The sequence below is a fragment of the Pseudomonas sp. GM50 genome (assembly GCF_000282375.1).
In the GTDB taxonomy this organism is placed as follows: domain Bacteria; phylum Pseudomonadota; class Gammaproteobacteria; order Pseudomonadales; family Pseudomonadaceae; genus Aquipseudomonas.
Window position 1 is genome coordinate 31,496 of sequence record NZ_AKJK01000069.1, and the last position, 22,572, is coordinate 54,067.

20 protein-coding genes are annotated in these 22,572 nt (G+C 58.8%); 7 read left to right on the top strand and 13 right to left on the bottom strand.

The annotated features are described in order from the left end of the window. Positions 1-10: 10 nt before the first annotated feature. The 4 genes from PMI30_RS12560 to PMI30_RS12545 all read right to left on the bottom strand — a co-directional run bounded on the left by PMI30_RS12560 (position 11) and on the right by PMI30_RS12545 (position 3,392). The gene (locus tag PMI30_RS12560; protein WP_008010732.1) at positions 11-1,033 is read right to left on the bottom strand and encodes an alpha/beta fold hydrolase; all 1,023 of its coding nucleotides are present in this window, start codon (positions 1,031-1,033) and stop codon (positions 11-13) included. Positions 1,034-1,260: 227 nt separating this feature from the next. Further along, on the bottom strand, positions 1,261-1,695 hold the full coding sequence (locus tag PMI30_RS12555; RefSeq protein ID WP_008010736.1) for a YqaA family protein: 435 nt from the start codon (positions 1,693-1,695) through the stop codon (positions 1,261-1,263). Beyond that, positions 1,695-2,141 (bottom strand): DUF411 domain-containing protein, encoded by a 447-nt coding sequence (locus PMI30_RS12550; protein WP_008010737.1) that lies wholly within the window; start codon positions 2,139-2,141, stop codon positions 1,695-1,697. Before PMI30_RS12550 ends, PMI30_RS12555 begins: the two co-directional genes overlap by 1 nt. A gap of 255 nt (positions 2,142-2,396) precedes the next feature. Beyond that, positions 2,397-3,392, bottom strand: a complete 996-nt coding sequence (locus tag PMI30_RS12545) for an aldo/keto reductase (protein WP_008010738.1) — start codon at positions 3,390-3,392, stop codon at positions 2,397-2,399. Between the two features lie 118 nt (positions 3,393-3,510). On the opposite strand from PMI30_RS12545, the gene PMI30_RS12540 reads away from it, so the two are divergent. Beyond that, positions 3,511-4,437: a LysR family transcriptional regulator gene (locus PMI30_RS12540; RefSeq protein WP_008010739.1), complete on the top strand. Its 927-nt coding sequence runs from the start codon at positions 3,511-3,513 to the stop codon at positions 4,435-4,437. Positions 4,438-4,449: 12 nt separating this feature from the next. Here the strand turns inward: PMI30_RS12540 and PMI30_RS31520 are convergent, their stop codons facing one another. After that, positions 4,450-4,587, bottom strand: coding sequence for a hypothetical protein (locus tag PMI30_RS31520; RefSeq protein WP_008010740.1), 138 nt, complete (start codon positions 4,585-4,587; stop codon positions 4,450-4,452). A gap of 157 nt (positions 4,588-4,744) precedes the next feature. On the opposite strand from PMI30_RS31520, the gene PMI30_RS12535 reads away from it, so the two are divergent. Then, positions 4,745-4,933 (top strand): hypothetical protein, encoded by a 189-nt coding sequence (locus tag PMI30_RS12535; RefSeq protein WP_007901365.1) that lies wholly within the window; start codon positions 4,745-4,747, stop codon positions 4,931-4,933. Here PMI30_RS12535 and PMI30_RS12530 read toward each other — a convergent pair. Then, positions 4,923-5,324 (bottom strand): hypothetical protein, encoded by a 402-nt coding sequence (locus PMI30_RS12530; RefSeq protein WP_008010741.1) that lies wholly within the window; start codon positions 5,322-5,324, stop codon positions 4,923-4,925. The genes PMI30_RS12535 and PMI30_RS12530 overlap by 11 nt on opposite strands. A 224-nt stretch (positions 5,325-5,548) precedes the next feature. On the opposite strand from PMI30_RS12530, the gene pvdQ reads away from it, so the two are divergent. Further along, entirely contained in the window at positions 5,549-7,894 is a 2,346-nt protein-coding gene (gene pvdQ / locus PMI30_RS12525) for a bifunctional acylase PvdQ (protein WP_008010742.1), read from the top strand. Between the two features lie 54 nt (positions 7,895-7,948). On the opposite strand, the gene PMI30_RS12520 is transcribed toward pvdQ, so the two are convergent. Both PMI30_RS12520 and PMI30_RS12515 read right to left on the bottom strand, forming a co-directional pair. Continuing rightward, positions 7,949-8,950, bottom strand: a complete 1,002-nt coding sequence (locus PMI30_RS12520; protein ID WP_008010745.1) for a FecR family protein — start codon at positions 8,948-8,950, stop codon at positions 7,949-7,951. 323 nt (positions 8,951-9,273) lie between these two features. Beyond that, a complete protein-coding gene (locus PMI30_RS12515; protein WP_008010746.1) occupies positions 9,274-14,085 on the bottom strand; it encodes a dermonecrotic toxin domain-containing protein in 4,812 nt (1,603 codons plus the stop codon). Between the two features lie 267 nt (positions 14,086-14,352). Between PMI30_RS12515 and PMI30_RS12510 the strand changes: the two genes are divergently transcribed. Continuing rightward, positions 14,353-15,393, top strand: a complete 1,041-nt coding sequence (locus PMI30_RS12510) for an Ldh family oxidoreductase (protein WP_008010748.1) — start codon at positions 14,353-14,355, stop codon at positions 15,391-15,393. A 101-nt stretch (positions 15,394-15,494) separates the two neighbouring features. Here the strand turns inward: PMI30_RS12510 and PMI30_RS12505 are convergent, their stop codons facing one another. Continuing rightward, positions 15,495-15,812, bottom strand: a complete 318-nt coding sequence (locus PMI30_RS12505; RefSeq protein ID WP_007897388.1) for a DUF883 family protein — start codon at positions 15,810-15,812, stop codon at positions 15,495-15,497. Between the two features lie 165 nt (positions 15,813-15,977). On the opposite strand from PMI30_RS12505, the gene PMI30_RS12500 reads away from it, so the two are divergent. Beyond that, positions 15,978-16,229, top strand: coding sequence for a hypothetical protein (locus PMI30_RS12500; protein ID WP_007897387.1), 252 nt, complete (start codon positions 15,978-15,980; stop codon positions 16,227-16,229). Positions 16,230-16,248: 19 nt separating this feature from the next. Here PMI30_RS12500 and PMI30_RS12495 read toward each other — a convergent pair whose 3' ends face one another. After that, on the bottom strand, positions 16,249-17,163 hold the full coding sequence (locus PMI30_RS12495) for a LysR family transcriptional regulator (RefSeq protein WP_008010751.1): 915 nt from the start codon (positions 17,161-17,163) through the stop codon (positions 16,249-16,251). 85 nt (positions 17,164-17,248) lie between these two features. Here PMI30_RS12495 and PMI30_RS12490 point away from each other — a divergent pair, with 85 nt between their 5' ends. Next, positions 17,249-18,169: a carbon-nitrogen hydrolase family protein gene (locus PMI30_RS12490; RefSeq protein ID WP_008010753.1), complete on the top strand. Its 921-nt coding sequence runs from the start codon at positions 17,249-17,251 to the stop codon at positions 18,167-18,169. Here PMI30_RS12490 and PMI30_RS12485 read toward each other — a convergent pair. After that, positions 18,162-18,707 (bottom strand): GNAT family N-acetyltransferase, encoded by a 546-nt coding sequence (locus PMI30_RS12485; protein ID WP_008010755.1) that lies wholly within the window; start codon positions 18,705-18,707, stop codon positions 18,162-18,164. The two genes, PMI30_RS12490 and PMI30_RS12485, sit on opposite strands and share 8 nt — an antisense overlap. A gap of 103 nt (positions 18,708-18,810) precedes the next feature. On the opposite strand from PMI30_RS12485, the gene PMI30_RS12480 reads away from it, so the two are divergent. Further along, positions 18,811-20,388 carry an alkaline phosphatase D family protein gene (locus tag PMI30_RS12480; protein WP_008010757.1) on the top strand — a complete coding sequence of 526 codons (1,578 nt, stop codon included), beginning with the start codon at positions 18,811-18,813 and terminating at the stop codon, positions 20,386-20,388. Between the two features lie 3 nt (positions 20,389-20,391). Here PMI30_RS12480 and PMI30_RS12475 read toward each other — a convergent pair whose 3' ends face one another. Further along, a complete protein-coding gene (locus PMI30_RS12475) occupies positions 20,392-20,865 on the bottom strand; it encodes an LEA type 2 family protein (protein WP_008010758.1) in 474 nt (157 codons plus the stop codon). Between the two features lie 55 nt (positions 20,866-20,920). Beyond that, positions 20,921-22,396, bottom strand: coding sequence for a nucleobase:cation symporter-2 family protein (locus PMI30_RS12470; RefSeq protein ID WP_007897378.1), 1,476 nt, complete (start codon positions 22,394-22,396; stop codon positions 20,921-20,923). Positions 22,397-22,572: the final 176 nt, after the last annotated feature.

Consider the following 22,572-nt stretch of genomic DNA (forward strand, 5'->3'; position numbering starts at 1 on the left):
CCTTACCTCATCAACGAACGGGATTGGTTTTGTTTAGCCAGTCGAGTAATGCCTGATGGAATTTGGCCGGTTCCTCCATCTGTGGCGCGTGGCCCATGCCGGGGAATTCAATCAGTGTCGACTGGGGAATCAGTTTCGCCACTTGCTTGCCGAGCACCTCGTAGTGACCGAGTGTGGCCTTGACCTCGGGTGGTGCAATGTCGCTGCCGATGGCCGTGGTATCGGAGGTGCCGATCAGTAACAGCGTCGGCACCTTCAGGTCCTTGAACTCGTAGTACACCGGTTGGGTAAAGATCATGTCGTAGATCAGCGCCGAGTTCCACGCGACTTGCGTATGCCCCGGTCCTTTGTTCAGGCCGGCCAGCATGTCCACCCAGCGGTCGAACTCGGGTTTCCAGCGGCCACCGTAATAAGTGTTGCGTTCATAGCTGCGGATGCCGTCGGCGTTGAGTTTGAGTTCGCGTTCGTACCATTGATCGACCGTGCGGTACGGCACGCCGAGGGCTTTCCAGTCTTCCAGTCCGATGGGGTTGACCAGCGCCAGTTGTTCGACTTGATCGGGGTATTGCAACGCATAGCGCGTGGCGAGCATGCCGCCGGTGGAGTGCCCGAGCAGGGTGGCTTTCTGGATGCCCAGGGTCTTGAGCAGTTGCTGGGTGTTGCTCGCCAGTTGCTGGAAACTGTATTGGTAGTGGTCCGGTTTGCTGGAGGTGCAGAAGCCGATCTGGTCCGGCGCGATGACCCGATAACCGGCCTCGCTCAGCGCCTTGATCGAGCTGTCCCAGGTCGCGCCGCAGAAATTCTTGCCATGCATCAGCACCACGCTGCGTCCATTGACCTTGCCTTGGGCGGCAATGTCCATGTAACCCATCTGCAGGGATTTGCCCTGGGACTCAAAGGCGAAATGCTTGACCGTGTAGGGATACTCGAAGCCCTGAAGTTGCGGGCCGTATTCCGGTGTTTCGGCCTGAGCGATGAGGGGGAGCGCAGCGGTCAGCAGCAGGCCGGGTAACCAGCGGAAAATGGGCGACATGGGCGAACTCCACAGGAAATCTGCTGATGCTGGATCGGCATGATTACGGTGACATTAAACATGGATCAGGGCCGCAATGCCGAGCGCAATCCCTGTGGGCTTGCTCGCGAAAGCGGTGTGCCAGGCAACATTAATGTCGACTGACACTCCCTCTTCGCGAGCAAGCCCGCTCCCACAGGTTCCGCACCTTGACTGACGGGCACTGGGCTATGGCCCTGCATGATCGTTCAACCCATCCACCCCAGCGTAGCCAGGGCCAACACACCGTAGCGGGCGCCCTTGGCGAGTGTCACGATCATCAGGAAACGCCCCAGCGGCTCGCGCATGACACCCGCCACCAGCGTCAGTGGATCGCCGATGATCGGTACCCAGCTCAGCAACAACGACCAATGACCGTAACGCTGATAGTGCTTTTGGGCTTGCTCGAGATGGCGGGGGCTGACCGGAAACCAGCGCCGGTCGCGAAACCGCTCGATGCCACGCCCCAGCCACCAGTTCAGCAGCGAGCCCAGCACATTGCCCAGCGTTGCCACCGCCAGCAGCGACCAGAGCCAATACGGGTTGCTGAGCAGCAACCCCACCAGCACCGCTTCGGATTGCAGTGGCAGCAGCGTCGCGGCACCGAACGCTGCGAGAAACAGCCCGATGTATGCGCCGAACATCAATGGGCGGGGTAGTCCGCCACCACCACGTCAGTGCCGTCCTTTTTCAGGCCGATCACTTGGTAGGCATCGCTCATGCCGTCCATTTCCATGCCGGGCGAGCCCATGGGCATGCCGGGGGCGGCAACGCCCAACAGATCGTCACGCTTGCTCAAGGCCAGTACTTGATCGGCAGGTACATGGCCTTCGACGAATTTGCCATTGATAAGGCCGGTGTGACACGACGCCAGGCGAGGTGGCACGCCGTGTTGTTGCTTGAATTGGCTCATGTCGGCTTCGACATGGTCTTCAACTTTGAAACCGTTGGCTTCCAGATGACTGACCCATTTTTTGCAGCAGCCGCAATTGGCGTCGCGGTGAACTTCGATGGGAATCAGGTCGGCGGCCTGGGTCAGGGAAGAGATGAAGAGGGCGCTCAGGGCGGCCAGACGCAGGTGGGTTCGCATGGATATCTCGTCTCGGGTTGTGGCCAAAAAGATGCATTTTGACCAATTTACCCAACAAAGAGACAGGGGATTGTTTCGAAGTGATACAGCGTTGGGTAAACCACTGTGGCGAGGGGGCTTGCCCCCGTTCGGCTGTGAAGCAGTCGTAAAAACCGAACACGCAATCTGATGGTAAGAAACGGGCGCGGACTTGGGGCCGCTACGCAGCCCAACGGGGGCAAGCCCCCTCTCCACAGGGGGCGGGCCGGGCACCTGCTATCGGTCAAGCAACTTCATGACTTCTTCCGGATAGCGCAGGCCTGCCGTGGCTTGGGCCGGGAATATCGCTTCCAGGGCCTGCAATTCTTCGCGGCTCAGTTTCACGTCCAGTGCGGCCACATTTTCTTCCAGGTATTTACGCTGCTTGGTGCCTGGAATCGGGATCAGATAATCTCCTTGGGCCAAGACCCATGCCAACGCCAGTTGGCCCGCCGTCACACCCTTGTCGGCGGCCAGGGCCTGAACCTGCTGCACCAGCAACAGGTTTTTTGCGAAGTTTTCCCCTTGAAAACGTGGACTGAAGCGACGGTAGTCGTCGGCTGCGAAATCATCCGGGCTTTTCAGTACACCGGTCAAAAAGCCCCGGCCCAATGGGCTGTAAGGTACAAAGGCAACGCCCAGTCGCCGGCACGCGGCCAGGCAACCGTTCTCCTCCTGATCGCGGCTCCATAGCGAATATTCACTTTGCAGTGCGCTGATCGGATGAACCTTGTTCGCTCGCTCCAGCGTGACGACCGAGGCTTCACTCAATCCCAGGTAACGCACCTTGCCGGCCTTCACCAGTTCTGCCATGGCGCCGACGGTTTCCTCGATGGCCACCTGCGGATCGATGCGGTGCTGGTAATACAAATCCAGGGTCTCCACGCCAAGGCGCTTGAGGGTGCCGTCGATGGATTTGCGAATGTATTCCGGTCGCCCGTTGACGCCTCGTGCACCGGGGTTGGATGGGTCGCGGACAATGCCGGACTTGCTCGCCAGAAACACGTGGTCACGCTTGCCGGCAATGGCCTTGCCGATCAGCTCTTCATTGGTATGCGGACCGTACATGTCCGCCGTGTCGAGCAGATTGATCCCCAACTCCAGCGCGCGATGCAAAGTGGCGGTGGCTTCGCGGGTGTCCACACCGGTGGTGTAGAAATCGGTCATGCCCATGCAGCCCAGACCGATCGCGCTCACCTGCGGACCGTTTTTGCCCAGTTGACGTGTTTGCATGAAATCAGCTCCCTGTGAATTGAAATCCTATTGTTGATCTCGACAGAAACGAGATAAACCGGCTAAAACTGCTATCACTATTTGCAATTTCTAAATAATCAGCCGGTAAGCCAAAGCAATGGACCGTTTCAACGCCATGCGCGTGTTCACCCGAATCGTCGAACTGGGCGGCTTTGCCAAAGCGGCGGACAGCCTGCAAATGCCTCGCGCTTCCGTGACCATTCTGATCAAGCAACTTGAGGCACATCTGGGCGTGCAACTGCTACAGCGCACCACCCGGCAGATCAGCCTGACGCTTGATGGCGCTGCCTATTACCCGCGTTGCGTGCGGTTGCTGGCGGATCTGGAAGAGACCGAAGCCGTATTTTCTGCAGCTCGCCACAATCCCAAAGGTTTGCTGCGAGTGGATATGCCGGCGGGAGTGGGGCGTTTGATTGTGATCCCGGCATTGCCGCAATTCACTGCCCGGTATCCATTGATCGAACTGGAAATCGGTTTGAATGACCGGCCTGTGGATCTGATCCGCGAAGGTATCGATTGCGTGTTGCGGGGTGGCTCGACCCTGGACGACTCACTGGTGGCACGGCCGCTGGGCGTGTTGGACCAGGTCACCTGTGCGAGCCCGGAATACTTGCAGCGTTGCGGGACTCCGCTGTGTCTGGAGGATCTGAAGGGGCACCAGATGGTGGAGTACTTTTCCAACGACACCGGCAAACGCTACGGACTGGAATTTGTACTCGATGACCAACTGCGGTTGATCGACCTGCCCAAGCACGTCTCGGTCAATAGCGCCGATGGCTATCTGGCAGCGTGCGAGGCGGGATATGGATTGGTCCAGACCCCGTATTATCACGTTGCCCGCCAACTGAATGAGGGGCGTTTGATCGAGGTCCTGAGGGACGTGCCGCCACCGGGTATGCCGCTGACGGCGCTCTATCCTCCTCATCGCCAGTTGTCCCGACGGGTACGGGTGTTCGTCGACTGGATGGTGGAACTCTGTGCGCAGTCGGCTAATGGTTTTTACAAAAAAGACTCGAGCGCCTGAGCGAGTTCCCTATTATCGATGTTGATAATAACCGGGGCCGCCACGGTCGTAATGGTGGCCGCCATGCCAGCCGTCGTGGGGGAAAACGATGCAGCCACTCAGGGTCAGGAACGCGAGCAGGGGAATCAGCAGTGTGATTCGACGGAACATTTCAAAATCCTCATGGTTATCGCCGCAATGAAGTCAAAACTCTTCATCGGCTGTAACATGAGACCCCGTTTGCAGCCCCTTATTCCCGCAGAACAGTAGGGGCTTGGCATGCAATCGGATACAAACCGGATACATTTTTTTGGTTCAGGAACCCGCAATGACCCAGTCGCAACGTTTGAAATACTCGATTCTGATCTCCCTGGTGGTACTGGGGATCATGTTCGGCCTTTCCTGGCTACAAAACGCAGGGATCATCACAGAGCAGCTGTTCCAGTACATCGCCATTGGCGTGGCGGTGCTCGTGGTGGTGATCAATGGCGTGATGCGTCGCAAGGTCAAGCCTTGAGCGACGCCCCCTGGCCGGGTTGCTCGCTGTAAAGGACGGCGGCGGCCTGTGGATGCAGGCTGTAGCTTTTGTCCGGATTGAGGGTGATCACACCTTCACCGCACAAGCGTTTCAACACTTCACGGACACTGAGAAAGGACAGGGGAATGTCCAGGTCCAGCAAGTGACTGTGCACGCCACGCACCCCCAGGCTGCGATCGCTTTCGGCGGCGGTCAGCAAGGCGTCGATGACTTTCAGACGAATCAGGCTGGTGCGCAGGCCAAAACTCTTGAGCAAAAACCTGATCCGTTCGTTGCCGTGGCGTTCGGCTTGTTGATTGAAGACGCCGGAGCCCAGGGTGCTGGCCTTTGGCGCATGGCTACCGTCCGTTGGCAGTTGCGGGTTGTACATGCAAAAACTCCTTTTCAGAGCCTGATCAGGAAAATGTGATGGGTGCTCTCAATCAATAAGACGAACGAGCCAGGCAAATAATGAAGACCCGCATGTAGAAAATTTGTCGCCGTTACGTCAGCGGGCCGTGAGCCGGGCGTGGGGACGTCCTAAATTTTTGCTGTTTGCTTCGTTCTAAGGGGAGGCGCATTGCGTGTCATACGTCTTTTCGATCAGGAGCGAGCGTGATTATTTCCAGGCAGTTAACCAGGTTGAGCCTTGCGGGTGTGTTTCTGGGGCTGAGTCTTGCGGCAAACGCGCGCAGCCAGCCAGAGCAGGCGACGGCCGAGATTCGTCGAACCAGTTTCGGCGTGCCGCATATTCGTGCCGACAACGAGCGTGGGCTCGGCTATGGCATTGGCTATGCCTATGCTCAGGACAATCTGTGCTTGCTGGCCAATGAGATTGTCACCGTCAATGGCGAGCGCTCACGGTATTTTGGCCCGGACCAGTCCACCGTCGAAGAGCGCGGGAACCTGGCCAGCGATCTGTTTTTCAACTGGCTGAACACCCCGCAGGCTGTCGCCACTTTCTGGCAGGCGCAAACGCCTGAAGTCCGCGAGCTCATCGAAGGTTATGTGGCGGGTTACAACCGTTCGCTGACAGAGCGTCGAGCGCAGGGTTTGCCGCAGCAATGCCAGGGAGAATGGGTGCGCGCGATTACCGCGCAGGACCTGGTCAAGTTGACCCGACGTCTGTTGGTCGAAGGCGGCGTGGGGCAGTTTGCCGAAGCATTGGCCGGCGCGACCCCGCCGAAAACCGTTGCCCATGTGGCGGGCGATCCGGGGTCGTTCCAGCTGGCGGCTTCACGCATGCAACGCTTCGCTCTGGATCGCGGCAGCAACGCCGTGGCGGTCGGCAGCGAGCGCTCGTTCAACGGACGCGGGATGTTGCTGGCCAATCCGCACTTTCCTTGGGTCGGTGGGATGCGTTTCTATCAGATGCACCTGACCATTCCTGGCAAACTGGATGTCATGGGCGCCGCGTTGCCCGGCCTGCCCATGATCAATATTGGTTTCAATCAACACTTGGCATGGACCCACACGGTGGATTCGTCCAAGCACTTCACGCTGTATCGCCTGCAACTCGATCCCAAGGATCCGACCCGTTACCTGCTGGATGGCAAGTCTTTGCCGATGAAAAAGCAGACGCTGGCGGTTAACGTGAAGCAAGCCGATGGCCAGACCCGGCAGATTTCCCATGTGGTCTACAGCTCGCAGTTCGGCCCGATTGTGCAATGGCCAGGCAAGCTGGACTGGAACAACCAGTTCGCCTACAGCTTGCGCGATGCCAACCTGGATAACGACCGGGTCTTGCAGCAGTGGTATGCGATGAACCGTGCCGCCAGCCTCACTGAATTGCAGGCATCGGTGCACAAAATCCAGGGGATTCCATGGGTCAACACCCTGGCCGTAGACGATCAAGGGCAGACGCTTTACATGAACCTGTCGGTGGTGCCGAACGTCAATGCCGACAAACTGGCCAAGTGCAGCGATCCGCGGGCCGGATTACAGATGATCCTGCTCGACGGTTCCAACAGCGCCTGCGCCTGGGACATTGACCCGAACGCTGCGCAAAAAGGTATTTACGCAGCCGATAAACTGCCGCAACTGCTGCGCAAAGACTTTGTGCAGCATTCCAATGATTCGGCCTGGATGGCCAACCCGGCACAACCGCTCACCGGTTTCTCGCCATTGATCAGTCAGGACAATCAGCCATTGGGACTGCGTTCGCGCTTCGCACTGGAGCGTCTGGGCACCTTGAGCAAGGTCGGCCCTGTCGCTGCGGCAGATCTGCAACACATGGTGATGGACGATCAGGTGTATCAGGCGGCGCAAGTGATGCCGGACCTGCTGCAATTCTGCGCCGCGGATATTGGCTCCGATGCGCCGACGCTTACGCCGCTGTGTGCCAGCCTCAAGGCGTGGGATCGCCGGGTGAATCTGGAGAGCGGACTGGGCTTTGTGCATTTTCAAAACGTCATGGGGCCGTTACAGCAGATCCCTGACATCTGGCGTGTGGGGTTCGACCCGAAGGATCCGCAACACACACCGCGTGGCCTGGCAATTGAACGGCCAGACGTCGCCAAAGCAATTCGGGCGGCGATGCTGGCCTCGGTCGAGCAGGTAAAAAAACTTGGCCTGAAGGCCGATAGCCGCTGGGGCGATATCCAGGTGGCCAGCAGTGGTGGGCAGCAAACGCCGATCCATGGCGGGCCGGGTGCACTGGGCGTGTATAACGCGATCCAAAGCGTGCCGAGAAGCGACGGCAAGCGCGAAGTCGTCAGTGGCACCAGCTATTTGCAGGTGGTGACTTTCGATGACAAGGGGCCGCAGGCTCAGGGCTTGCTGGCATTCTCGTTGTCCAGCGATCCGGCGTCGAAGTATTCCCGGGACCAGACACTGGCCTTTTCGAAGAAACAGCTGAGTGTGTTGCCGTTTACCGAGCAGCAGATCATGTCCGACCCGCAGTACCAGGCTCAGACGATTCGCGAGCAGGATGAAAAAGCAGGGAAGATCGCCGCGCAGTAGTCGCAATAGCGTTCGAATGAAACATGAAGGCCGCACCCACAAGGGTGGCGGCCTTCAGCTTTTTGGGGCTTGTTGCGGAATTGAATTGAGGACCGGACTACCGTCCTTGTTGCGGGTCAGGTAGACCGGCAGCACCTTGGGTAGCGAAGCCACCAGATTATTGAGCTCTTTGATGTTGTAGATACCGCCGAGGCGAATCGAGCCGGTGCTGTGGTCCGCGATCATGACGGGCTTGTTCAAATAACGATTGATCAAGGGCAGGGCATCGGTCAGCGTCAGATCATCGAGCACCAGTTTGCCGCTGCGCCAGGCCAGCGAATGGTCGTTGGCAGAGGTCTGGCTGATTTGTGGTGTGAAGTCGCCGTGCCGGTAACGCGCCTGCATGGCAGGTTCGAGATGTGAACCCTCGCCGGGCAGGGCACCGTTGCTGGTTACCAGCACAGAACCTTCAATCAGGTTCACGCGTACCTGGTCTTCATACATCCACACGTTGAACTGGGTTCCGGTGACGCGAATCCTGCCATCGGCTGCCCTGACGATGAATGGGTGCTGCAGGTCGTGACTGACGCTGAAGAAGGCTTCGCCTTTTTTCAGCGTGACACGACGCTGATCCTTGTAATTGCTGAACGTCAGTTCACTGCCCAGGTTCAACTCCACCTGACTGCCGTCACTCAGCGTGACCTGACGAACATTGTCGGTCGCCTCGAAATGCTGATAGGCATTAGGCAGCCATCCCAGGTTCCATCCGGTATATGCCGCCAGTGGCAATGCCAGGGCGCAGACGGTGGCAGCAATGCCGAAAGTGCGCCAGGGCGTTGTCGGTTGGATGCGAACAGCCGGCGCGGGGGATTCGGGACGTGGTAAATCTCCAGCTACATCCCAGATATCCAGCATGGCTTCGTACTCGAAGGCGTGCAGAGGATGAGCATCACGCCATTGCTCGAACGCCAGGCGTTCTTCGGCCGTGCAGTCGATGGCATGCAGACGCATGCACCAGTGCGCAGCGGCATCGGTGATGGCGTCGTATTGGGCTTGCGAGAGAGAGTGGTCGGTCATTGACTCATCCTGATTTCCTGCATTCTAACCTTGAGGGGAAGTCTGCGAGAACAACCGTCATGGCAATTGCCCATCAAAGTACAACTTATTTTCACATGGATGCCCTGGAAACCGGGCGTCGCCAGGCAGTATCCACAAATGCAGTGAAAAAATGGTCAAGACCAAAAAAGCAGGCCTTGTAGCCAATGCCGGCAAGTCAAGAAATTTGAGCGACGAAAATCCTGTGGGAGCGTGGCTTGCCCGCGAAGAATGCACCGCGGTTTTTCAGGTACTACGCGTCATCGTTCTTCGCGGGCAAGCCACGCTCCCACAGGTTCTGCGTCTTAACTTACCGGATCCAGTTGTCGACCCATTTCACATATCAAGTAAGCGATCGAGTCGGCGTTGCGCAAAATGGTGTCGACTCTCACGTCCACATTCCGTGGATTCAGAAAGGCATCACGAGCAGCATCCATCGTTGTACAACCCGTTGCTTTCAGAATTTCCCGACCCACATTCCCTAAACCCGCAATCGAATCCAGATCGTCCCATAAGTCCAGCTCGCTGTTCCAGCGCGCAAACAGTTGTTCCCTCGGGGTCGCCAGGGACAGTGCCTCTCGTTGGAAGTCCAGCTGAGTCTGTTTCAGCTTTGCGCTAAAAAAGGCCATTGGCGTGACAAGATCACTGAACGGACGCCTTGACTCGATCGTCGCGATATCCACAGTCTTTGAATAGAGGTGGGAGAACTCGTGAATCAGGGTGGCGGCCTGGGCATGACTGTTGATATTGAACGGCTCCGTCAAAAAGTCTTTATAGAAATCGAGTTGCTGATTGAAAAATGTTTCCGTGAAATGCACATGCTTCAGAATGTCCTCTTCCACAACAAAAGCGATCGTACTGTCGAGCCCGTATTTGTTGGAACCGACCACAAAACGTTCGGTATTCATCAAATCCTCGTTTGGGTCCACCAGCGCTTTGCAAACAGGAACGATGGCCTGTTTGATTTTGTCGAGAATGCTCGCGTCGATGTTGCCCACATCAAAAAAGGCTTTGAGGAAGGTATCCAGTCGCGTACCGGGGAGGCGTTGCCGGAGCTGCGCCAGGTTATGCAGACTGTTGAACGCGTAGTAACGAGCCAGGTCTATGGCTTGCATGATCATGCGTGCTTTTTCCGGATGTTTTGTCCGAATGTCTTCCATTCCCCGCGCTTCGATATTCAGCACCTCTCGGACCATGCGAGCAGTGGCATGTTGATTGTGCATTTTCGACAGGGCTTTGCCGTAATGGACCGTATGGATGTCCGGATCGATCACCAGTTGCTGGCCGGGAGCCGCCAGCAACGCGGGTCCCGGCTGCTGGTCTCTGATCATTCGCCAGATCGGTCCGGTTTTGACCACGGGGTAAACCTTTCCCTCGACAGGGGCGTACGTTCGATTGCCGATTGAGTTTCGGTAAGTTCCATCGCTGTTCTTGCGCAGTTCCTTTAATGCTACGTCCGTGGTCTCGAAAGGCTGCAACACCGTGCGCGCCGGTGCCGTCGGTTTCACTTGCGACCATTGCGGGGCAGTCACCGGGTTGGCAACAGGTGGGGTGGCGGAGGTTGTTTGCGCCGTGGTCGCCGACTCCTCCAGCGACAACTTGCCTAACGACACCATCTGTGCGGCACCGGCAATGAATGCCTGTAATGCCCGCGTCCAGTGATGATCCTGCAGCGCTTCGGCGGAGTCCTTGAAGTCCTTGTAGCTTTGCCACAGAAACAGCACATAGGCGAGTTTGCCCGGCAACAGGCGGGAAATCAGATTGATGCCGGAGCTGAACAGGTTTTTGGCGGCTTCCCACTCGGCCTGGCCGCTGATTTCGGAGTGACTGCCGAGCATCTTCGATAGAAGGCTGACGTTATCGCTGAACAGTTGTACAAGCAGGTTGCCGTCGATGGGGGTGGAGGCGAGGGTGATTTCGCTTTGTTGTCCGACGGTGGACTTCAACAGGTTGCCGAACAGGGACTGTTCACCTTCGGGAAGCCGTCGAATGATCAGATCCTGCAGTGCCCCGGGTGTATTGATCGCTGAGATAACGCTGGCCTCGTTCTTGAATTCGGTAAACACCGAGCCTGTGTGATAAGGCGCATACAGGATTTGCGGCCCGTCATGTCCGGCACCGGGGCCGATCAGGTACAGGCCCAGGGTTTTGACGGCTGCGGCACCTGCGGTCTTGATCAGTTCCAGCGACCTGATGATGGCGTGGGCACCTGCGACAGCCGCACGGGCGATGGCGTCCGGCATGTCGAGAACCTGACAGATCAAATCGAACGCGCGGGCGGAAAGACGTTGCTGCAGTTTCAGTGCATGAGCGTGTTGCAGCAGTTGCCACGGGAGTTGCTGAATAAAACGCTGTTTTCGACTGTCGGCATCGGTGCCGGTCCTGGTCAATGCATCCGTCACCTGCTTTGCATAATCGCTGTGAATATTCAGTGACTGCACAAGCTGGCGCACGGCGTCCTGATTCAGGCGATCGGGAAGGGCTTGAGCGGTTGTCGAGGCAATCTTGAAGCCGGTGCCTTGAGCGACGTCGGCAGGGTTCAGGGCAAACTCGGTCAGGCTACGCGCCGGTCCGGCCAGGGCCAGGTCGGGCGTAATTTTAATGTGGCCGGGGTCAAGTTGCGTTCCAGGGAATCGGCTGCCGAGCAATGACACCAATCGGTCATGTACATAGGACGCCAGGGGCTGGATCCCGTGCAGATAATCTTTGTCGTCGGTGACGCTGTTACGGTATTGCTCCAGCAGTTCGATGTGCAACTGCTGTTCTGCGACGGGGGCCATGCCAAGCCATGCAGGCAGCGACTGCTGTCGGGTAATTGCCTGCGAGATCAATGTGGCTCTTCGCAAGTTGGTGTCGATGACCCTTTGCGTCATCTTTTGCAACGCTTTGATCTGCTGTGTGTCGCCCAGTTTTCGACTGCGCAGGTGTTCGCAGCGGGCCAGGAAGTGGTCAATGGAGGACTGCGCAAGGTGCTGCAGGACGTTGCTTTCAATCAGTCGCAACGAGTTGAGCGTGTAGCGCTGGTGGAATGTGTGCTGGGCAGGGGGGAGGTTTTCCAGCAGCTCCAGGCGTTTGTTGGCGTCGAGCAGGCGCCGGTTCAATTCCGTCATTGCGCTGCTGACTGAAGCGAAAACTTCCAGCCCGGCCGCGGGCGTCCACAGAATCGCCCGGCCGGAATGTTGAACATCGAGCCCGCCACGTTCGGTCAGCAGTACGCAATTGGCCAGGGGCAGCACATCCTTCTGCCCGGAACATTCAAGGATCAGCGAATAGGCATCAGGCCTGAACCCATTGAGGGCGAGGCGCGTTTTTCGATCCGCTTGATCCGGGTTGAGCACCGTATCGACAATGGCCCGGTCGGCGTCCCGCAGCGTCGCGTTGAGTACCCGAAGGCTGGCTTCCCCGCGTACACCCACGGAAAGCGCGTGGGCCAGCTGGGGTTTCAACTTCTCCAGATACACGCGCTGTAGCGCCAGAGACGCGATCGGCTGAGAGGCGAACTCCGCGCTGATCAGCGATTCGACACTGCTGAAGGTTTTGACGAAAGCCGCTGCCGTGTCTGCCAATACCATGGAGGGCAGTTGGTTGCCGGATAACACCGGTCGGGTACTCCAGCGTCCCTGAACATCCAGCGTCAGCAAGTGCTCGCTGATCATGGCGCGTATATCCAGTGCCTTGTCGAACAAGGCGTGGAGGTTCACGGTGCCTTCGCTCTGACGGAAAACCTGCAGAACGTATTCCATGTTTTGCAGTTGCTTGGTGATGACCGCCTCAAACAGCGTTTTGAATATCGCCCCTGAAATCACCTCGCCGGAGACCTGTGGCTGATTGAAACCGATGAACCGGTTGCGTTCATCCAGGCTCAGCAGGCCGTAGAGCTCCTCTTCGTGACCGGCCGCGCTGAACTTGCTCAGCAAGGTGCCTTTGAGGTCCTGATAGTCCTTCAGAACCTGGAGTCCTTGGGTGGGGGTGTAAAGAAAGGCATTGGCATTGGCGTGACTGATCATCAGTGCGCCGGCCAGTTCGACATAATTGGCTGCGTGTTCCCAAAGCCGCACCGCCTCGAGGCTCAGTGCCGAGGCAGTGCCCGCTGTCGGCTGAATCAAAGCGTGCAAGGCCTGGCTCTGTTCAGGGCTGATGACGTCGGCCTCGCGCTTGATCAGGAACTCTGCGCGTGCCTTTTCACGGATGGCCCGATTGAAAAAAACGCGGCGGGATGCACCGTCGGCCGCCGCATCGTCCCAGTAGTTCTGCAGTTTCCCGCAAAGCAGGCTTAGCAGTTTGCTGGAAGCGGTCTTTACCGCGGTTTCCCAGTGCTGTTGGTCAGTGCTCGCCGGATTTTTTCCCGGATGGGAGAATTCATAAAGCTGCCCGACCGGCCATCGCTGATGGCGGTAGTACGACAGCACCGCGTCACTCAGGGACATGGAATTGATCCAGCGCCGGGGCGGGGCACTGTCCTGGTCGTCGTCATGGGCCGGTGCAACGGAGTAAAAGTCGAGTCGGGTCTGGCTTTGATCAAGGCGTGGGAATGAAGATTGCAACAACTCGTCAAGCAGCGTATTGAGCAGCGAGGTCAGCGTTGGCAGCTTGATCAACTCGTCCAGCATGGACTGCTCGTTCATTCGCTGGTTATTGGCGATGACAGTGCGCTGGTCTTCGAATACGTCGCCCTCGATGGCCTGAAAACTCACCTGAATATTGCTCGCTGCCGCCAGCGTTTTGCGCTCAGCCAACGACATGAAGGCCAGCAAGCCGTCGTCCTCGGTCACGCTGCTCAGTTGGCGCTCAAGCTGTTCGGTCAAGGCTGCGCGGCTGTGGAACTTCTTTATGCCGGCGTACGGGGTGTAGAGAATTTCACCGTTGTCATCCGGAGTGAGGCTCAACACGAAGCTGCCGGCCAAGGGGACGGATGCCAGGTCTTGCGCATTGAGCAGGATTTTTTCGGTAATCATGGGCGGGGTCTGTTGACTGCGTAACGTTTGGCTGGCCAGTTCCAGATGACTGAACCATTCGAAATCCTTGCGCGTCAGCCCATGGGTTCTACCCAGATCATTCCAGTGGCCGGGCGATTGCAGGGCCTGGGGGAAAAACAGCGGAGCGGGAGGTGAGGGCATCGTCGAGTCTCGTTCAGGGCGCTGTTGAAGGCGCCTGTGGGTTGAGGCTCAAGACTAGAATTCGCAGGTGAGACGTAGGTGGTAGATAGTTACCGCACGGCTGCCCGGTGTTCGTGCCAACGTGCGCGAAAGCAGCTTCTCGGTTCAACCGATTGCGCTCAGGTGCAGCGGTTCAAGCGAAAGGTTGACAGGCAGCTCGTCGCCCGTTGTTAATCGGTTGGTTTTCATACGCTGTTGCCCCCTCCAATAATTATTCTGGAGCTTCAGATGTCTGCGCCACACGATCATGTGTCTACTGCGGTTTCGCAAAACCTGTCCTTCGAAGCGCTGACGGCGTTGCTCGAGCAGATCTTCCTGCGCCACGGCACCTCGGCCGATGTCGCCAGAACCCTGGCCCTCAACTGCGCCGGCGCCGAGCGCGACGGGGCTCACAGTCACGGTGTGTTCCGTATCCCCGGTTATGTGTCGACGCTGCAAAGCGGCTGGGTCAATGGTCAGGCCGTGCCGGTGGTCGAGGACGTGGCCTCGGGCTTCGTTCGGGTTGACGCCGGTAATGGCTTTGCCCAACCGGCCCTCGCGGCGGCGCGACCCTTGCTGGTCGAAAAAGCCCGCAGCGCCGGCATTGCGGTACTGGCCATCCGTAATTCCCACCATTTCGCCGCCTTGTGGCCAGACGTCGAGCCGTTTGCCGATGAAGGGCTGGTGGCACTGAGCGTGGTCAACAGCATGACCTGCGTGGTGCCGCACGGTGCCGATCGCCCGCTGTTCGGGACCAACCCGATTGCCTTCGCCGCCCCTCGGGCCAACGGTGATCCGATCGTCTTCGACCTCGCCACCAGCGCCATCGCCCATGGCGATGTACAGATCGCTGCCCGTAAAGGCGAACGCTTGCCGGCGGGCATGGGGGTGGACAGCCTCGGCCAGCCGACCCAGGACCCGAAAGCGATCCTTGAGGGCGGCGCCTTGCTGCCGTTTGGCGGGCACAAGGGCTCGGCGCTGTCGATGATGGTGGAGCTGTTGGCGGCGGCGTTGACCGGCGGTAATTTCTCTTTCGAATTCGACTGGTCGAATCATCCGGGGGCGAAAACACCCTGGACCGGTCAACTGCTGATCGTGATCGATCCGAGCAAGTCGGCGGGGCAGAGTTTTGCCGAGCGCAGTCAGGAACTGGTCCGGCAGATGCACGGTGTGGGGCTCAAGCGGTTACCGGGTGATCGGCGTCACCGGCAGCGCGCCAAGGCCAAGGTCGAAGGCATTGCACTCGATGCTCAGACGCTGGCAAATCTGCGGGAATTGGCCGGGCTCTGAGAGGAGCAGTTTTTTTTGTAGGAGCCAGGCTTGCCGGCGAAGGCGATCTCAAGTCCGCCTTCGCCGGCAAGCCTGGCTCCTACAGGTTCAGTGTTTCCCAATTAACGCCGGCCTAACAACAATCCGACCACCAAACCGAATCCGGCGGAGATAGCCACGGTTTGCCAGGGATGACCGCCGATGTAGATTTCGGTGGCGTCGACCGCCGGTTTGGTCCGGTCACGAACGCTGGAAACTGAGCTTCGGGCCTGCTGGAGCTTCTGGGCGATTTGCCCACGAAGGGTGTCCGCCTCCTCACCGACCAGTGAAGCACTGCTTTTCAGCAGTTTTTCCGACTCTTCGATCAGGGCCTGAAGTTCGCTGAAGACCTGATCCTTGATTTGATCCTCGGCGATTTGATCAATGATTTTGCGGGCCATTAGAGTACTCCTTGCAGGTGAATGGACAGTGAACAATGGAGTCTGGCGCCATGGCAAAAGTTGCAGTCATTTTGCGTGGCGACTCCACCCTGAAGAAAAATCCAGGGCAGGACATTTCCTCCTACAGTGTAAGATGTCGCCTATTTTATGCAGCAGGTAACTCCCATGAGCTTCAATCTGGCCGACAAACCCCTCGCCGAGCGCGCGGCGCTTGAAGATGAAAAATCCCGTCTGTTCGAACTCTGGCAAAACAACCTGGGTAAATCCAAGGGCGAAGCCGCACGGTTGTTCGGTGAGCGGGCCAAGCGCAAAGGCAAATGGGCCGAGTGGGTCCGCGCCGAGCTCGACGGCATGTCGCCTCCGGAATTCGCCAACATGGTGCGCAGTGAAGTCAATCGCCTGATGGCGGCTAAATAAACGTCCAGACACCATTCCCCTACGTTTGGGAAAAGGTCGCGATAATCGCCTCGCGCACTTTCAGCACCACCGGATCGAGCTGCGTACTGGTGCGCCAGCCCAGCTCGATCGGATAGCGTGGCAGCGCCAAAGGGCAGGGCAGTAGCGCCAATCCGCTGAGCGCGGCGATACTTCGAGCCGCATGGGCTGGAATAGTCGCCACTGCCTGACTGCCCTTGAGCAGATACGGCAACGCAGCAAAGTGCGTGGTCGACGCGCATACCCGCCGACTCATTCCCAGCGCCGCCAGGCCTTCATCGGTAATCCCGATAAAACCGCCCGATGACACCAGAATGTGCTCGCGGGCGACGAACGCCTCAAGGCTGAGAGTCTGCTGCCCCTCGGCCAGACTGAGAGGATCCACCAGGCACAGATAATCGCCTTCACCCAGCACCTGGCGACTGAGCAAACGCTCGGCAAATCCGCCTGCGGTGATTGCCAGATCGATGCTGCGCTCCATCAAGGCCCGAGCGACGATCTGGCTATGGGTCTGGCGAAAGATCAGCCGCAATTTCGGCGCGCAGCGAGCGATCTCTTCAATCAATCGTCGCCCGTAGGCGATTTCGAAATCATCCGACAAACCCACGGTCACCGAGCGTCCGTCGTAATGATGCGCAGCCGGATCGACCATCGCCAGGCTCTGGCGGCATTTATTCAGCGCATCGCTCACCACCGGTTTCAACTGGTTGGCCTTGAGCGTCGGCGCAAGGCCTCGACCCGTGCGCACGAACAACTGATCGCCATACGCCTCGCGCAATCGACGCAGCGCCGCGCTGACGGCCGATTGCGTCACGCCCAGACGCAACGCGGCACGGCTGGCGCTGGATTCCTCGTGCAGGGCTTCGAAGACTTTGAGCAGGTTTAGATCGAGGGTGGCGATATTCATCTGGTTCATATCATTCAGCAGTGAGTCGGGCTTTATTCATGATCCTGTGACGCCGGAGAATGAGCAACACCTCATTACTGACGGAGTCACCGCGATGCCCAAGTCCATCGTTGCTGCCCTGCAAATCGGCGCCTTGCCCGGCGGCAAGGCCGATACCCTCGATCAAATCCTCTGCTGGGAAACCGCCATTATCGAATCCGGCGCCGCACTGGTGGTCATGCCGGAGGCGTTACTCGGCGGCTACCCCAAAGGCGAGGGCTTCGGTACGCAACTCGGTTATCGACTGCCAGAAGGTCGTGAAGCGTTTGCGCGGTATTTCGACAACGCCATCGATGTGCCCGGCGCCGAGACTGAAGCCTTGGCCGGATTGTCCTCACGCACCGGGGCCAACCTGGTGATCGGCGTAATCGAACGCGCGGGCAGCACCTTGTACTGCACGGCGCTGTATTTCGATCCGCAGGCCGGGCTGGTCGCCAAGCACCGCAAGCTGATGCCCACCGGTACCGAGCGACTGATCTGGGGCAAGGGCGATGGCTCGACCTTGCCGGTGATCGATAGCCAGGTCGGGCGAATCGGCGCCGTGGTGTGCTGGGAAAACATGATGCCGTTGCTGCGCACCGCGATGTACGCCAAAGGCGTGGAGGTCTGGTGCGCGCCGACGGTGGACGAGCGGGAAATGTGGCAGGTCAGCATGCGTCACATCGCCCATGAAGGACGCTGCTTTGTGGTCAGCGCCTGTCAGGTCCAGGCCTCACCGCAAGCCTTGGGCGTGAAAATCGCCAACTGGCCGGCGGAGCGCCCGTTGATCTCCGGCGGCAGCGTGATTGTCGGGCCCATGGGTGACATTCTCGCCGGACCGCTGCGTGACGAGGCGGGTTTGCTCAGCGCCGAAATCGACACCGACGACCTGATCCGCGCCCGTTACGACTACGACGTGGTCGGGCACTACGCGCGCCCGGACGTGTTTGAGTTGACGGTGGATGAGCGGGCCAAACCGGGCGTGCGTTTTATCTGAGGCGCAGCCACTCTTCACGGGTGATTTCCCAGAGATCCTTCGGGAATCGCCCGCTGACAAAGTCGTCTTCTTCGGTGTGTATCAAGCGCATGCCGGTACGTTGCGAGAGTTTGCGCGAACCGATATTCGGCGCCGCTTTCGGCACGCGAAGCAACGACCGGCCGAGTGTTTCGAACCAGTACTCGGTCACCGCCGCACTGGCTTCGCCCATCAATCCCTGGCCTTGCCATTGTGGGCTTAACCAGAAGCCGCGGTTATTGTCCTGTTCATTCATCAGGCTGACATTGCCGATCAGTTGATTGGGGGCGGATTTCAAGCGGATCGACCAGTGCCATTCTTCGCCACGGGCCATCGCCGGCAGGGCAATATCACGCAGATAAGTCAACGCGCCATCGGCGGGATAAGGCCACGGCACCAGGACGTTCAGATAACGCACCACGTCCCAGTGGGGGAATTGTTGCTGGATAGCCTCGGCATCGGCCAGTTCCAGCGGGCGCAAGATCAGTCGTTCGGTGTAGAGCGTTGGAGCGGCGTGCATCGTGGGTGACCTCCTTGTTGGGACGGGTGGTGCGCATCATGCGCAGCGTCGATTGTGGTCTAGTCTCTAGGCGTTCACACCCCTGTCAACGGATGGACTGTCCATGAGTTTGTTACTCGGCCCGATTCTGCAGTTTCGTGGCATCAACGGTAATGTCTATAACGTGTCTGCCCTAGTGGTTTTACCCTTGGGCGCGACATCACCCAGCGTAAAAGTACCCGGGGGTGTCACGGCCGGCAAACCGTTGGCCACCGCCGATATTCCGTTGCTCAATCCTCAGTACCGCGTCTGGCGCATCGATTTAAAAGCGCTGCAAGACCAGGCTGTTGCCAGCACTTACACGATCAAGATAGAGGGCACGGAGGCCAACTTCGTCGTTCCGGCCGAGGGCCAGTCGCCGCGCATGGCTTATGTGTCGTGTAACGGCTTCTCGGACCCCAAGGACATGGAGAAGGTCGACCGGAACAACGAGCGTTGGGAGCACATGTGGGGGGCTCATCAAAGCAAGCCCTATCACCTGTTGTTGATGGGGGGCGACCAGGTTTACAGCGACGATATGCGCAGCAGTGTGTCGTCGATGAAAACATGGTTTGCCAAGCCCTTCGCCGACCGTCGAAAGGCGGTCTACAGCAAGGTGATCGAAGCCGATCTGGACAAGTACTTCGCCAGACTCTACCTGGAGCACTGGAAACAGCCTGAGGTCGCGAAGCTGCTCAGCGCCGTGCCGACGGTGATGATGTGGGATGACCATGACATCATCGATGGCTGGGGTTCCTACGATGAGATACTGCATTCAAGCCCGGTGTTCCAGGGGCTGTTTGCCACGGCCAAACGCTATTTCAGGATTTTCCAGCAGCAACTGATCCAGACTCATCCTCACCTTAAACCGTCCGCCGATACTCATCCCTGTGCGATTCCCGATACCGCTGACGGCTTTCACCTGGGGTTTACCGGCCTGGGCGAATTGGCGTTGCTGGTTCCCGACTTGCGCAGTGAACGTGCGCCGGATTTGACGACTCCGCCAGCTCGGCAAACCCGGATCATTTCGCCCGTCAGTTGGGATGCGATTTATGCCTGGCTGGGCAAGGTCAAGGGACATAAGCACTTGCTGCTGATGTCGAGTATTCCCGTGGGTTACCTTGATTTGCAGGCGGCCGAAAAGGCACTGGACCTGATTTCGGGGCAACAGGAACTCGAGGACGATTTGCGCGACCATTGGCGAAGCCTGCCCCACCGGGACGAACGCAAGCGGCTGATCATGCGGTTGCTGGATTACGCCCATGCCGAGTCATGCAAGGTTACGATGGTGTCCGGTGATGTCCATGTGGCAGGGGCCTGCGTGATCGAATCGACGTTGTCCCGGCATCGCAATGATGGTTCGGGATTGATCTACCAATTGATTTCGACCGGGGTCGTGCATCCTTCACCGCCGGTGTTGGCGGTGCAGTTTCTGGAGTCCATTGGCAAGCACCAGGAACAGATCGACTACGCCATCACCGGAACCATGTTGCCCATCGGTTCACGGGGACGTTACCTGATCGCCGCTCGAAACTGGCTGGCGATAGAGCCGGATGAACACAGCACCGGCAAAAGTCGGCTGTGGGCCAACTGGCACGTAGAAGGTTTCAAACATTGTGTGACCCAGGTTATCGATCCCGTTAAACCGCGGACCGAGCCGTGAGCATTACCAAGTGCCGGTGGTCGGCTCCGGCAGGCTGAGTTTGCCGCGATCAACGAAACGCATCGTGCCGAACACGCCGCCAGCCAGTTTGCCCCGAAGCACGTACGGCAGATTGTTCAGCGTCTGCGTCTGACCCAGCCAGAGGGTCTGACGCAGCACCGAGAAGGCCGAAACGCTCACCGGCACCACGATAACCGCTTCGGAAAACCGCGGAATCGAGCCCGACTGGTCGCTGACACCGGAGGCGAGTGATTGACCGTTCACCTCCAGATCCAGGGCTACGCCGTTGTAGGCGATCGCCGCTTCATTGGGGTTTTGCACGCGCAGTTTTACCGCAAAACGCACTTCCAGTTCCTGGCTTGGCAGCGGCTCGATACCGACCACGTTGATGTTCAGCGGGTCGTGTTGGGGGAACAGGGCGCAGGCGCTCAGGGAGAGCAACAGGAGGGACAGAGACAGGGCGAACAATCTGCGCATGGACAGGTTCTCGTAAGGAAAAAGGCCGAGCCGCTCGTGGCTCGGCTCTTGAGCATTACGCACGGTCTAACTGTGCGACAGCCGCAGGTGAAACGGGTTCACCTTTGGCCGCAACATCCGGGTTCTGCATCACCTGAAGCACCGAGGCTTCCGGGTCGAACTCGTCTTCTTCCAGCTCGATGAATTCTTCGGGCAGGAAGATATTCAGCACGATAGCGCACAACGCACCGACGGTGATCGGTGATTCGAAGATGTTGTGCAACGCCTTCGGCAACTCGCGCAACACTTCAGGCACCGCCGCAACGCCCAGGCCCATGCCGAGGGATATCGCCACGATCAGCATGTTGCGCCGATGCAGGCCGGCCTCGGCGAGAATCTTGATCCCGGCCACTGCCACGGTGCCGAACATCACCAGCTCGGCGCCGCCGAGCACCGGTTTCGGCATCAATTGCAGCACCGCGCCGATCATCGGGAACAACCCCAGCACCACCAACAGGCCCGCGATGAAAAACGCCACATAACGGCTGGCCACGCCGGTGAGCTGGATCACCCCGTTGTTCTGCGCGAAGGTCACCATCGGCATGCTGTTGAACACCGCCGCCATGGCCGAATTGAGACCGTCGGCCAGCAACCCGGATTTGATCCGGCGGATATAAATGGGGCCTTTGACCGGTTGCCGGGAAATCATCGAATTGGCGGTCAGGTCTCCGGCAGCCTCCAGGGGCGACACCAGGAAAATCACCGCCACCGGCACAAACGCCACCCAGTCGAATGAGAAGCCATATTTGAACGGTACGGGCACACTCATCAGCGGCACGGCGGGCAGGCTGGTGAAATCGACCTGGCCCATGAACCACGCGACGGCATAACCGAGGGCCAGGCCGATGACGATCGCGCCCAGGCGCAGGAACGGCACATCCACCCGGTTCAACACCACGATGGTCCCCAGCACCAGTGCGGCCAGCGCCAGGTGGCTGGCGGCGCCGAGATCCGTCGCACCGAAACCGCCGGCAATGTCGGTCATGGCGACCTTGATCAGCGACAGGCCCATGAGGGTAATGATGGTGCCGGTCACCACGGGGGTGATCAGCATCCGCAGCTTGCCGATGAACTGGCTTAGCACCACTTCAATGAACGCGGCGAAAAAGCACACGCCGAAAATCGTCGAAAGAATCTCATCGGTGCCACCACCACGCGCCTTGACCATGAACCCGGCGCTGAGAATCACGCTGATAAACGAGAAACTGGTGCCTTGCAGGCACAGCAAACCGGAGCCGACCGGGCCGAACCGCCGCGCTTGGACAAACGTGCCCAGCCCCGAAACGAACAGCGCCATGCTGATCAGATAAGGCACTTCACTTTGCAGGCCCAGGGCACTGCCCATGATCAGCGTCGGCGTGATGATGCCGACAAAACTCGCCAGTACGTGTTGCAGGGCGGCGAAGACCGTGGCGGTCAGGTGGGGGCGATCGTCAAGGCCGTAAATGAGGTCGTTGTTGCGTGGGGAGGCGGTTTTTTCAGAGGCGGTCATGGTGATTTGCGTGCCGAAAGGCGGGGCCGGGTCAGAAAATGGAGGCGCAGGATGCCAGCCGCGGGCAGCGAGGGCAACGCTAAACGGTACGGAGGGGGCATACACAAAACCTGTGGCGAGGGGACACAAAACCTGTGGCGAGGGGGCTTGCCCCCGTTGGGCTGCGAAGCGGCCCC